Below are 11,924 nucleotides of genomic sequence, written 5' to 3'. Positions count from 1 at the left end.
CCCGTACCCCCTGCCACCGGCCGGACGTCCCCCCACCCGTCCGGCCGGTCCCACGGTCCGGCCCTCCCTCGGGAGGGCCGGACCGGTCATGTTCTGCCGCGACCGACCCCGGAAATCCGACAGGCCGTCAGCCCGCGTCCCGCGCCGACGACGCCCGCAGCAACAGCAGCGCCACGTCGTCGATCCGCTCCTCCGCCGCCGCGTGGTGCCCCACCAGCTCGTCGGCCAGCGCCTCCAGCGGCAGATCGCCCGCCTCGCCCAGCCGCCGCCCCAGATCGGCCACCGCGTCCTCGATGTCCACCCCCGGCGACTCGATCAGCCCGTCGGTGTAGAGGGCGAGTACCGAGCCGGAAGACAGCTTGATCTCCGTCGTCGGATACGTGGCCTCGGCGTCGATGCCCAGCAGCGGGCCGCCCGCCAGGTCGAGGACCCGCACCCGTCCGTCCGGCCGCCGCAGCAGGGGCGGCGGATGCCCGGCCCGCGCCATCACCGCCCGGCCGCGCGCCGGGTCCAGCCGCAGATACAGACAACTGGCGAACAGCTCCGTGCCCAGGTCGATCATCAGCCGGTTGGTGCTGCGCATCACCTCGGCCGGTTCCTGCCCCACGGTCGTGTAGGCCCGTACGGCGGTGCGGAGCTGTCCCATCAGCCCGGCCGCCGTCACGTTGTGCCCCTGGACGTCCCCGATCACCGCCGCCGGCAGCGGATGCGAGGGCACCAGGTCGTAGAAGTCGCCGCCGATCTCCATGCCCCGGGTGGCCGGCAGATAGCGGGCGCTCGCCTCGATGCCGGGCAGGGAGGGCAGTGAGTGGGGGAGCAGGGCGGCCTGGAGGCCGTGCGCGAGCTGGTGCTTGGCGTCGTACAGCAGGGCCCGGTCCAGGGCCTGCGCGATCAGCCCGGCCAGGCTGGTCAGGACGGCGCGTTCGTGCGTGGAGAAGCTGCGCGGCTCGGCGTAGGCCAGCACGCAGACGCCCACCGGGCGGCCCGAGGCGATCAGCGGCAGGTAGGCCCAGGCCGCGAAGCCGTCGGGGGTGGCGTGCCGTGCCGGATAGAGGTGCTCCAGCTGCCGGCGGGAGTCGAAGAAGGCGGGCACTCCATGGGTGACGGCCTGCGTGCCGGGGGTGGGGGAGGCCAGCGGCATTCCGTCGAACCGCTCCACCAGGTGCGGATCGGGGTAGCCGTGGTGCCCCAGGACGTGCAGCCGGCCCGCCCGCGCCCCGAGCAGCGCAAGGGCCCCGCTGCCCACGGCCGGCGCGATCTCCTCGGCCACCAGCTGCACCACGTCCTGCACGCTCACCGTTTCGGTGAGCGCCCCTGCCAGGCTCAGCGCCTGCGACATCGACACCAGCCGGGGCGGGGCGTCGTCGCGCTCATCACCGGCCGGACCCGTCACCGACACCGCCCGTGCCCGCACCACGCGCACACTGATCCCGGTGGCGCTCGGGTACAGCCGGAAGGAGAGCCACTGCGAGGGCGGGCGCAGCACCACGAACGACGTGACATGCCGGCTGATCAGCGCGGCCCGGTAGCGCTCCTCGTACATCGGGTCGGCCAGCCACGGCACCGACGCCCACAGGTGGGTGCCCAGCAGTTTGCCGACCGGTACCCCGAGCAGGTCGGCCGCGGCCGGGTTGGCGAACCCCACCCGCCCCGTCAGGTCCAGCGAACACAGCCCGTACGGCAGCCGGGCCACCAGCCGCGCCGCCTCCACCGTGCCCAGGGTGTCGGCGGTCCCGGCCGCCCCCGCGTCCAGCGGATCGGCCTCGCCGCGCACCGGACGGTTCTCCGCCGCGGCCCGCTCCAGCCGCAGCGCCAGCCGCTCACAGGCCACCTGGAGCTCGTGCCGTTCCCGGTCGGACAGCTCCGGCGGATGGGAGCCGGGCCAGGTCACGAAGACCGCGCCGTACACCTTCGAAGCGGTCGCCAGCGGCAGCGCGGCCAGCGCGAACGGATAGGGCAGGACCACGGCGATCCGCGGATAGGAGCGGGCCATCTCCTCCTCGCCGCCGACCCACACCAACCGCCGCTCACGCACCGCCCGCGCGATCGGGACCGGCGCGCCGACACCCACCCGTTCCCAGGGCGCGGCGAAGGACCGGGGCAGTCCCGCCATCACCGCCATCTCCAGCACCGGCTCGTCGTCCGGCAGCAGGTAGACCGCGCCGGAGTGGGCCCCGACGGCGTCCATCATCGCCGTCAGCGCCGGCGACAGCATCGGGCGGCCGGCCGGGTCCCCGGGCGCCCGGCCGGACCGCTGCCCGTCGGACACGGCGACCACCTCCTCGACCGGCCGCGCAACCCCAGGCAAACAAATCTGCCCCTTACGAGCGGCGAGCGCACGGCGAGGCTCCGGCCGGGCCGGCGAACTCCACGCGGACCCCCGCTCCTCGCAGGGGTCCGGGACGGGCAGGGGCGGCGGGGCGAGCGAAGCCGGCGAGGCCGGCCCCGCAGCCCACCTCGCCGCAAGGGCTGCGGGAACGTCTCATAAGCGCTGTAATTACGGTCGTGGTCAGTCAGGGTGCGGCGGAGCGCAAGGCGAGAGCCCTGCGTGCCGAACTTGCCCTGAAGACGGTCACGGGCGGGCCCGCCTCGCCCGAGCGGATGCGGCGCGTTCTCGAACAGGCACTGGTCTTCTCCAGCGCCAGCCTGGCCGCCGTCTACACGCCCGGCGACGGCGGCGACCTGCTCTGCCTGATCGAGTCGGCCGGTGTCCCGAGGACGCTGTACGGGCTGCGGGAGAGCTACGCCGTCGACGGGCGTTCCCCGGCCGCCGACGCGCACCGCTCCGGGGCGTCCCTGTGGCTGGGCCCCGAGCGGCTCGCCGACTACGCGGAGCTGCGCAGGATGCCCGGGGACGTCCACCTGGCCGCGCTGCCCGTGCACGGCGGCGACGGCGGCGCTCTGCTCGCCGTCACCGACAACCCCGCCGGTTTCGGCACCGACGACCGCGCCTGCCTGGAACTCGTCGCCGAAGCCGTCTCGCTGCCCGCCCCCACCGAGCCCGACGAGGCGGAGGAACTGCGCGCCAACTCCTTCAGCCTCGCCATGGACACCGGCCGCGTCGAGGTCGGCGACGAGATCCTGGAGCTGTTCGGCCTGCGCAGGGACCGGTTCGACGGCCGCGTCGAGACCCTGCTCGGGCACACCGTCCCCGACGACCTGCCCTCGCTGATGTCCGTCGTCGAGGCCGACCACATGTCGATCGGCGAACGCGAGCTGGAGTTCCGGGTGCTGCGGGCCGACGGCGGCCCGCCCCGATGGCTGCGGCTGCGCGGCCGTCTCCTGCCCGGCGGCGAGGGCCGCCCGGCCCGCCTCGTCGGCACCGTCGCCGACGTCTCCACGCTGCGCTCGGGCGTCACCGACGTGGCCCGCGTGCAACGCCTGGCCGCCGCCCTCGCCACCGCCGGCACGGTCCGTGACGTCAGCCAGGCCGTCGTCTCCGCGCTGCGCCTCCCACTGCGCGCCGACCGCATCGCGCTGGCCGAGCTGGAGAACGAGCGTCTCGTCGTCACCGTCCTGGACCCGCCCGAACCCGAGGCCTGGCCCGAACTGTGGCGGCTGGAGTGGCGCACCGAGTGGCCGGACGCGCCCGTGCGCACGATGCCCACCCTCGCCGCCGCCCTGCGCGAGGGGCGAGCCCGGATCTGGCCCGCCGGCACCCCGCTGGAACCGGCCCTCGCCGATGTCGGCCCCGGCGGCCTGGCCGTCCTGCCGCTGTCCGCCGGGGGCCGCATGGCGGGCGCCTGCCTGATCGGCTGGGACACCCCGCACGACTTCGGGCCCGACGAACGCGCCCTGCTCACCGCCTCCGCCGGACTCGTCGGCCAGGCCCTGATGCGGGCCCACGCCTTCGACGCCGAGCACGAGCTCGTCGGCATGCTCCAGCGCCAGCTGCTGCCCCGCCGGCTGCCGAAACTCCCCGGCGCGGTCGCCGTCGCCCGCTATCTGCCGGCCACCGCGGGCCTGGAGGTCGGCGGCGACTGGTACGACGTGATCCCGCTGCCCGACAACCACGTCGCCCTCGTCATCGGCGACGTCCAGGGCCACAGCACCGGTGCCGCCACCCTGATGGGCCAGATGCGCACCGCCCTGCGCGCCTACGCGGCCGAGGGGCACCCGCCGGACGTCGTGGTCTCGCACGCCAACCGGCTCCTGATGGAACTGGAGACCGACCTCTTCGCGACCTGCTGCTACGTCGAGGTCGACATGGAGGCCGGCACCGCCTGGTGCGTACGCGCAGGGCACCCGCCGCCGGTGCTGCGTCACCCGGACGGCGTAACGGAGATCGCCGAGTCCGACGGCGGCCCCCCGCTCGGCGTCGTCACCCAGGCCGAGTTCCCGATGACCCCGCTGCGGCTGATGCCCGGCACCGTCATCGCCCTGACCACGGACGGGCTCGTGGAGTCCGCCGAGCTGGACATCGACACCGGAATGGACCGGCTCGCCCACGAACTGTCCGTCTCCGACCCCGCCCATCTGGGCCTCGTCGCCGACGCCCTGCTCGGCAACGCCCACCGCGGCGACGACGTCGCCCTGCTCCTGATGCGCTACGACGGCATGGCCGTACGTCCCCTGCGCGAGGGCTGGACCGTGTGGCGGGTCCCCGAGGCGGCCCGGCACGCCCGCCGCTTCACCCGGCGCAGCCTGCGCGCCTGGGGTGTGCCGGTGGACGCCATGGACGCGGCCCTGCTGGTCGTCTCCGAACTCGTCACCAACGCCCTCGTGCACACCGAAGGCCCGGTCCGCCTCGACCTGACCCTGGTCAACCACCGGCTGCGCGTCTCCGTCACCGACAACTCGCCCCGCTCGCCCGTCAAGCCGACCAGCCTGGGCTGGGAGGCCACCGGCGGCCGGGGCATCCTCCTCGTCGAGGCCGTGTCCGACACCTGGGGGACGCTGCCGGTCAGCGGCGGCAAGCAGGTGTGGAGCGAGCTGCTGCTGGAGGCGTGAGCCGGCGCGGTGCGGGTGTTCGCGAGCGCGGTGCGGGTACCCGCCGTCCATGGACACCCTTGCCACCACCGTTCTGGCGGCCTCCGGAAGGTCCGTTCTGGCCACCGTCGCCTTCGTCGTCGTCGGCGTCGCGCTCGTCGGCGGCCTGATCTGGGCCTTCCGGCTCGGCGCCAGGATCCGCAGCCGTGAACCCGCGCCACCACGCCCCGAGGAACAGCCCCGGATGCCCGCGTCGGGCCCGGTACGCGAGAGCCACGGGGCGCGCGAGCCGAACGCGATGCCGCGGCCGCAGGACGGCGAACGGCTCACCCCGCACGAGCTGCGGCCCACCGGCAGCCGGGAGAGCGACGACGAGCGCCGTCCCCGCTGGAATCCGGGGTCCGGCGGCTCGTTCGGCAGTGGCGGCCCAGGTGCCCGCTGACCGTGGAAGAGAAAGGCGATGAACGACCGTGACGACCTCACACCTGGAGGAGAAACCCACCGCCCGCCGGCCCGAGACGGGCTGGGCCAGGGCACGCAGGCTGCGCAGCGCCAAGGCCGCGCTCCGCACCTGGATGCCGGCCGTGGAGGCCCCCGGCACCGCGCCGGCGACGCGCCTGGGCGCGGAGGGCAACATCGTGCGGGGTGAGGACTGAACGCGGCCGGCCCGCCGCCCTACGCTGAGGGCGTGCGCCTGCTTCTCATGTCCGACACCCACCTGCCCAAGCGCGCCAAGGCGCTTCCCGCGCCGCTGCTGGACGCGCTCCCCGGGGCCGACGTCGTCGTGCACGCGGGGGACTGGGTCGACACGGACACCCTCGACCTGCTGGAGAGCCGCAGCCGTCGCTTGATCGGCGTGTACGGCAACAACGACGGCCCCGAACTGCGGGCCCGTCTCCCCGAGACCGCCTACGCCGACCTCGGCGGGCTGCGCCTCGGCGTGGTCCACGAGACGGGACCGGCGCAGGGCCGGGAGGCCCGCTGCGCCGCCCGCTTCCCCGGCCTCGACGTCCTGGTCTTCGGCCACAGCCACATCCCGTGGGACACCATGGCCCCCGGCGGGCTGCGCCTGCTCAACCCGGGGTCCCCGACCGACCGCCGGCGCCAGCCCTACTGCACCTACCTGACCGCCGTGGCAGAGGCGGGCCGGCTGACGGACGTCGTCCTGCACCGCCTGCCGCCCCGCTGAGGCGGGTGGTACAGCTAGTGCGTGTCACGGGACGAGGGATGGACCGCCCCCGTCGTGGCCGTCAGCGGAACCCCGCTGCCGCCCCAGCGCAGCGCGACGATCTCGGCGGCCACGGACACGGCCACCTCCTGCGGTGTACGCGCCCCCAGGTCGAGTCCCACCGGTGAGCGCAGCCGGGACAGTTCGTCCTCGGTCAGCCCCGCCTCCACCAGGCGGTTCCGGCGCTCGTCGTGGGTACGGCGGCTGCCCATCGCCCCGATGTAAGCGGCCGGCCGGCGCAGCGCGACCTCCAGCAGCGGCACGTCGAACTTCGGGTCGTGGGTCAGCACGCAGATCACCGTGCGCCCGTCGGTGTCCGCCTCGCGCAGATAGCGGTGCGGCCACTCCACGACCACCTCGACGCCCGCCGGGAAGCGGCGCGGCGTGGCGAACACGGGCCGCGCGTCGCACACGGTGACCCGGTAGCCGAGGAAGCCGCCGATCCGGGCGACGGCCGCCGCGTAGTCGATCGCCCCGAAGACCAGCATGCGCGGCGGCGGCGCGAACGAGTGCAGGAACACCGGCACGGCGTCCTGGCGCCGCTGACCGCGCGGCCCGTAGTGCCGTACGCCGGTGGCGCCCAGGGCGAGTTCGCCGCGCGCGTCGGCGGCGACCGCCGCGTCCAGGCCGCCGGTGCCCAGCGTGCCGGAGGTCCGCTCGGGCCACACCGCGAGCGTGGCCCCGCGCCGGGCGGGCCCGTCCACCACCGTGGCGACGGTCACCGGCTCGCCCGCCGCGACCGACGCGGCGACCGCCCCGAACGAGGGGTCGAGGGCGGGAGTGACGGGCCGGACCAGCACGGTGATCTCGCCGCCGCAGGTCAGACCGACCGCGAAGGCGTCCTCGTCGCTGTAGCCGAAGGTCGCCGGCCGGGCCTCGCCGTCGGCCAGGACCTCCCGCGCCAGCTCGAACACCGCGCCCTCCACACATCCCCCGGACACGCTGCCGACGACCTCGTCGCCGGGTCCGACCGCCATGGCGGCGCCCGGATCGCGCGGCGCGCTGCGGCTCACCGCGACCACGGTGGCGAGCCCGAACGGCTCACCGGCCGCGTACCAGTCCTTCAGGACCGGGAGAATCTCGCGCACGCTCGGCTCCTTTCCTCCCGTCCGAGCAGCGTTCATGTCCCCGAGGAAGGGAACGCCCACGTCGACGCGGGGAGTACCCGCACCGACACCCTCGCACTCCAACGGCGGCGGGGCATCACCACGCCAGGCGGCCGTCCGTCCCGGTCGTCCCGATGGGCACGGTCACGGGCCTCGGCACGGGCAGCACTGACGGTAAGTCAACTTACTCGTGGGTCAGAAGGTATTGACGGTGTCCGGAAATGGCCGGACTGTAGTGGACATGCCGAATATCCGGGCACGTCTGCTCGCTGTTCTGGTCGTCCTCTGCGGACTCTGCGGATTCCTGACGGTGGCGGGCTCCCCGGCCGCCACCGCCGCCCCCCTCCCCGACTCCCTCCCGTTCGACGGCACCGCGCTCACCGTGTCCGGCGGCCGCTTCCTGGACGGCACCGGCCGCGAGGTCGTCCTGCGCGGCTACAACGTCTCCGGCGAGACCAAGCTCGCCGAGAACAAGGGCCTGCCCTTCGCCTCGGTGGCCGACGCCAGGAAGTCGGCGACCGCCCTGCGCGCCCTCGGCGGCGGCAACTCCGTGCGCTTCCTGCTCTCCTGGGCCTACGCCGAACCCGTGCGCGGCCAGGTCGACACCGCCTACCTGACCGCCGCCACCGACCAGATGCGCGCCTTCCTCGACGCCGGCATCCGCGTCTACCCCGACTTCCACCAGGACCTCTACTCCCGCTGGCTCTTCGACGACGACAGCTGGTACACCGGTGACGGCGCCCCCAAGTGGGCCGTGGAGCTGGGCGACTACCCCGACGAGTCCTGCGGCATCTGCTTCCTCTGGGGCCAGAACATCACCCAGAACGGCGCGGTGAAGGCCGCCCAGTACGACTTCTGGCACAACGCGTACGGCCTCCAGGACTCCTTCCTCGCCATGGCCCAGAAGACCATGACGCACCTCAGGCAGGGACTGACCGCCGAGCAGTTCGCGGGCGTCCTCGGCTTCGACCCCTACAACGAGCCGTACGCCGGCACCTACACCTCCGGGCAGACCAGCCGCACCTGGGAACGCGACCTGCTGTGGCCCTTCTACGTGAGGTTCCGGGCCCGCATGGACGCGGCCGGCTGGCAGGACAAGCCCGTCCTCGTCGAGCCGAACCTCTTCTGGAACGGCAACGTCAGCAAGGAGGAGGGCGGCCTCCTCGACGCGGGCACCCTCGGTTCCCGCTACGTCTTCAACACCCACTTCTACGACCAGAAGGCCATCTCCGGGATCCTGATGTGGGGCAACGCCGCGGACGGACAGTACGTGACCGACTTCGGCACGGTCGGCGACCGGGCCGCGGCGGCCGGCACGACGGCGATCGTCAGCGAGTTCGGCCACCCGCTGAACGGCTCGACCGCGGGCAAGGCGCCGACCGTCCTGAAGGCGATGTACCAGGCCCTCGACTCCCGGGTGAAGGGCGCGAGTTGGTGGACCACCCCTGCCGCCTCCGGACCGGTCCTGTCCGGCAACCAGTGGCAGTGGGACATCTACCACGGCCGGCACCACGAGCTGATGAACGACAACCCCGACAAGGTGCTCACCACCGGCGACGCCTGGAACGACGAGGACCTCTCCGCCGTACGCCTCGACGACACCGGAAAGGCGGTCCTGCGCCAGGACGCCCGGCTCCTCGACCGGATCTACCCCAGCGCCACCTCCGGCACGACGCTCGCCTTCACCTACGAGGACCGCTCCCGCGACGGCTCGACCACCCTCACCTGGAACCCGGTGCCGAGTTCCCTGCCGAGCGTGGCGCAACTCGTCGGGTCCGGACAGTACGGGCTGCACGTGTGGCGCAGCGGCAGCGGCTCGGCGCCGACCGAACTGCATCTGCCCGCCTCGTTCCCCGCCGCCTCCACGACCGTGGTCTGCGACCTGGCCACGGTCCACGCTCCGCCGGCCTACACCGCCGGCACCCCGGTCGGCGTCGCCGCCGAGCCGGGCGGCACCACGAGCCGGCGCCTGCTGCTCACCGACACGGACGCGGGCACCGTGCACTACGCCCTGGTGACCAACGGAGCCACCGCCCCGTCCGCGGCCCTGCTGGCCGCCGCCCGCGGTGAGCTGGCGGCCTGGGCGGCGCAGCGGATCGGCGGGTGACGGCACGCCCGTGCGCCGGGGTCACCGCGACCCCGGCGCACGGGCGGACCGTCGCGCTCAGCCGGCCGGAGACGTCCAGTCGGCCGCGACATGGCCCTGCCGCACCCGCTGCGGGTGGTCGCCCACCGGCACCGAGACGACCTTCTTGCCGGTGGCGAAGTCGATCGCGGTGACCTGGTCGGACCCGCTCTCGGAGACGACACAGTCCTTGCCGTCGCCGCTGACCGTCGCCCAGTACGGCTTGGAGACGGGGACCAGCGGGCCCTCCTGGAGGGTGGCGCGGTCGACGACGGTGGCGTAGTCGTCCATCGTGCCCGCCACGCACAGCTTGCTGCCGTCCGGGCGCATCGACAGACCGTGGTGCCGCGAGTCGTTGACGAACGTGCCGCGGTCGTCGCTCGTCGCCGGGTTCTTCGGCAGCGTCTTGGTCCGCGTGATCCGGTCCGTGGCGATGTCGTACTCGAAGAACCCGTTGAAGAACGAGACCTGGAAATACAGCTTGGACTCGTCCGGCGAGAACACGGCCGGGCGCACGGCGTCGGAGTGGTCCGAGAGACCGATCGCGTCCAGCCGCTGCCGCATGTCGATCGTCTTCACCGGCTGGTACGTCGTGGCGTCGACGACCGTGATGCGCCGGTCGCCCTTCGTCCAGTCCAGCCACGTCGCGTCGAGGGCGGTGTTCACGTCGCCGATCGACATGGTCCAGATGTACTTGCCGTCCTTGGTGAAGATGTTCTCGTGCGGCTTGTCGCCCGTGGCGTACGAACCGAGCTGCTTACCGGTGCCGATGTCCAGCACGTGCACCGTGTTCGACGTCGAGGCGGAGACCGCGACCCGCTTGCCGTCGGGGGAGACGGCCATGTGGTCGGCACGGTAACCCGACACGGGGAAACGCCAGTTGACGGCCCCCGTCGCCACGTCGATCGAGACGACGTCGGCGAAGCTGGGCCGGGAGACCACCACGGAGGCGCCGTCCGGCGTGGAGTACATGTCGTCGACGAACTGGTCGTGGCCCTCGCCGACGCTGTTGCGGATGGTCATGAAGGCGATCCACCGGATCGGGTCGGCGTTGATCTCCGCCATCCGCTGGTCCTTGTCGGGGATGACGTTGATCCGGCCGATCTTGGCGTAGTCACCGCTGGACTTGATGACGTCGGCGGTGCCGTCCCAGTTGTTGGCGACCAGCAGCACGTCGCGCAGTGCGGCGGCGTCGGAGGCGGAGGTCGCGGCGGTGGCGACGGCCGTGGGGGCGGTGACGGTCAGGACGAGGGCGGCGGCTACGGAGCAAAGGTGCCTGGTTCTGAAGGCAGCCATGGCTGCTCTCTCCTCTGGGGGGTGGGAGGTCCCGAATCTGAACACGGGTGCGTTCAGAGTTGACTTACTGGAAAGTAAGGAAGGGGGGCCCTTCGCCACAAGACCACGTGCACGACAAAATTGGGAGACAGGGCGACGAGGGAGGAACCGTGGCGGGCAGGCTGAGGGCGCCGACCGGCCGATATGCCGGCAAGTCCGCGCAAGAGCGGCAGGCCGAGAGGCGGCAGAGGTTCCTGGACGCGGCGCTGCAGCTGTTCGGCGACACCCCCGGCTACCGGGGCACGACGGTCGCCGCGCTCAGTGAGGCGGCCGGACTCTCGACACGCCAGTTCTACGAGGAGTTCCGCACCCTGGAGGACCTCCTGGCGGCATTGCACCTCCAGGTCAACGACTGGGCCGAGGAGGCGGTCGTGGCCGCGTTCGCCGCCGCCCGTGACCTGCCCCTCGCGGACCGGGTCGCCGCGATCTTCCACGCCTACGCCGGCAATGTCACCGCCGACCCGCGCCGGATCCGCATCACCTTCGTCGAGATCGTCGGCGTCAGCCCCCGCATGGAGGAACAGCGCCTGGAGCGGCGCGCCCGCTGGGTCGACCTCATCTGCGCCGAGGCCACGACCGCCGCCGACCGCGGCGAGGCCGCCCCGCGCGACTACCGCCTCGCGGCGACGGCCTTCATCGGCAGCGTCAACGGCCTCCTGCACGACTGGAGCGCGGGCTGGGTGGACGCCACCCTCGACGAGGCCGTGGAGGAACTGGTGCGCCAACTGCTGGGCATCCTGCGCCCGGTGGGCTGGACCCCCGCCCCCGAACAGCCCCGGTGACGGCGCCGTCGCGCGCTCACGCCAGCCGTCCCACCGCCTCCACCACCTGGCCCACCCCGTCCTCCTCGCGCACCCGCGCCCCCAACTCCCGTGCCCGGTCCCGGAAAAGGGGCTCGCCGGTAGCCCGCACCAGGGCTGCGGCCAGCGTGCCGGCGGTCAGCCCGCGCAGCGGGACCACGCCCGGCGCCACCCCCGCGGCGACCAGCCGCTGCGCCCAGAACCCCTCGTCGAACTGGACCGGCACCGGCACGGCGGGCACCCCGGCCCGCACCCCGGCGGCCGTGGTACCGGCGCCGCAGTGGTGGACGACGGCCGCCATCTCCGGGAAGAGCAGCGAGTGCGGGACCTCGTCGACGGTCAGCATGTCCTCGCCGTCGGCCGCGAGCCCGGCCCAGCCCCGCTGGATCACACCCCGCAGC

10 protein-coding genes are annotated in these 11,924 nt (G+C 73.5%); 6 read left to right on the top strand and 4 right to left on the bottom strand.

Annotated features, from left to right (window positions below; translation table 11 throughout):
- Nucleotides 1–127: 127 nt before the first annotated feature.
- On the bottom strand, nucleotides 128–2,278 hold the full coding sequence (locus tag P1P75_RS34465) for a SpoIIE family protein phosphatase (RefSeq protein ID WP_319262925.1): 2,151 nt from the start codon (nucleotides 2,276–2,278) through the stop codon (nucleotides 128–130).
- A 227-nt stretch (nucleotides 2,279–2,505) separates the two neighbouring features.
- On the opposite strand from P1P75_RS34465, the gene P1P75_RS34460 reads away from it, so the two are divergent.
- The 4 genes from P1P75_RS34460 to P1P75_RS34445 are packed head-to-tail and all read left to right on the top strand — an operon-like array spanning nucleotide 2,506 to nucleotide 6,118.
- Nucleotides 2,506–4,950, top strand: coding sequence for a SpoIIE family protein phosphatase (locus P1P75_RS34460; protein ID WP_319262923.1), 2,445 nt, complete (start codon nucleotides 2,506–2,508; stop codon nucleotides 4,948–4,950).
- Nucleotides 4,951–4,999: 49 nt separating this feature from the next.
- On the top strand, nucleotides 5,000–5,371 hold the full coding sequence (locus P1P75_RS34455) for a DUF6479 family protein (RefSeq protein ID WP_319262921.1): 372 nt from the start codon (nucleotides 5,000–5,002) through the stop codon (nucleotides 5,369–5,371).
- Between the two features lie 28 nt (nucleotides 5,372–5,399).
- Complete coding sequence (locus P1P75_RS34450; RefSeq protein WP_319262919.1) at nucleotides 5,400–5,585, top strand: hypothetical protein; 186 nt, start codon at nucleotides 5,400–5,402, stop codon at nucleotides 5,583–5,585.
- Between the two features lie 32 nt (nucleotides 5,586–5,617).
- Nucleotides 5,618–6,118 (top strand): metallophosphoesterase, encoded by a 501-nt coding sequence (locus tag P1P75_RS34445; protein WP_319262917.1) that lies wholly within the window; start codon nucleotides 5,618–5,620, stop codon nucleotides 6,116–6,118.
- A gap of 14 nt (nucleotides 6,119–6,132) precedes the next feature.
- Here P1P75_RS34445 and P1P75_RS34440 read toward each other — a convergent pair whose 3' ends face one another.
- Nucleotides 6,133–7,245: an XdhC family protein gene (locus tag P1P75_RS34440; protein WP_319262915.1), complete on the bottom strand. Its 1,113-nt coding sequence runs from the start codon at nucleotides 7,243–7,245 to the stop codon at nucleotides 6,133–6,135.
- A gap of 259 nt (nucleotides 7,246–7,504) precedes the next feature.
- Between P1P75_RS34440 and P1P75_RS34435 the strand changes: the two genes are divergently transcribed.
- Nucleotides 7,505–9,370 (top strand): cellulase family glycosylhydrolase, encoded by a 1,866-nt coding sequence (locus P1P75_RS34435; protein ID WP_319262914.1) that lies wholly within the window; start codon nucleotides 7,505–7,507, stop codon nucleotides 9,368–9,370.
- 57 nt (nucleotides 9,371–9,427) lie between these two features.
- On the opposite strand, the gene P1P75_RS34430 is transcribed toward P1P75_RS34435, so the two are convergent.
- The gene (locus P1P75_RS34430; RefSeq protein WP_319262912.1) at nucleotides 9,428–10,684 is read right to left on the bottom strand and encodes a YncE family protein; all 1,257 of its coding nucleotides are present in this window, start codon (nucleotides 10,682–10,684) and stop codon (nucleotides 9,428–9,430) included.
- Between the two features lie 149 nt (nucleotides 10,685–10,833).
- On the opposite strand from P1P75_RS34430, the gene P1P75_RS34425 reads away from it, so the two are divergent.
- Entirely contained in the window at nucleotides 10,834–11,505 is a 672-nt protein-coding gene (locus tag P1P75_RS34425; RefSeq protein ID WP_319262910.1) for a TetR/AcrR family transcriptional regulator, read from the top strand.
- A 16-nt stretch (nucleotides 11,506–11,521) separates the two neighbouring features.
- Here P1P75_RS34425 and P1P75_RS34420 read toward each other — a convergent pair.
- Nucleotides 11,522–11,924: glycosyltransferase (locus tag P1P75_RS34420; RefSeq protein ID WP_369076350.1), on the bottom strand; the 403-nt coding region annotated here is incomplete at its 5' end.

Origin of the sequence: Streptomyces sp. ID05-39B (genome assembly GCF_033794725.1) — a bacterium.
In the GTDB taxonomy this organism is placed as follows: domain Bacteria; phylum Actinomycetota; class Actinomycetes; order Streptomycetales; family Streptomycetaceae; genus Streptomyces; species Streptomyces bobili.
The sequence above is the reverse complement of the archived record's forward strand: the minus strand, read 5'-3'. Positions and strand labels throughout refer to the sequence as shown.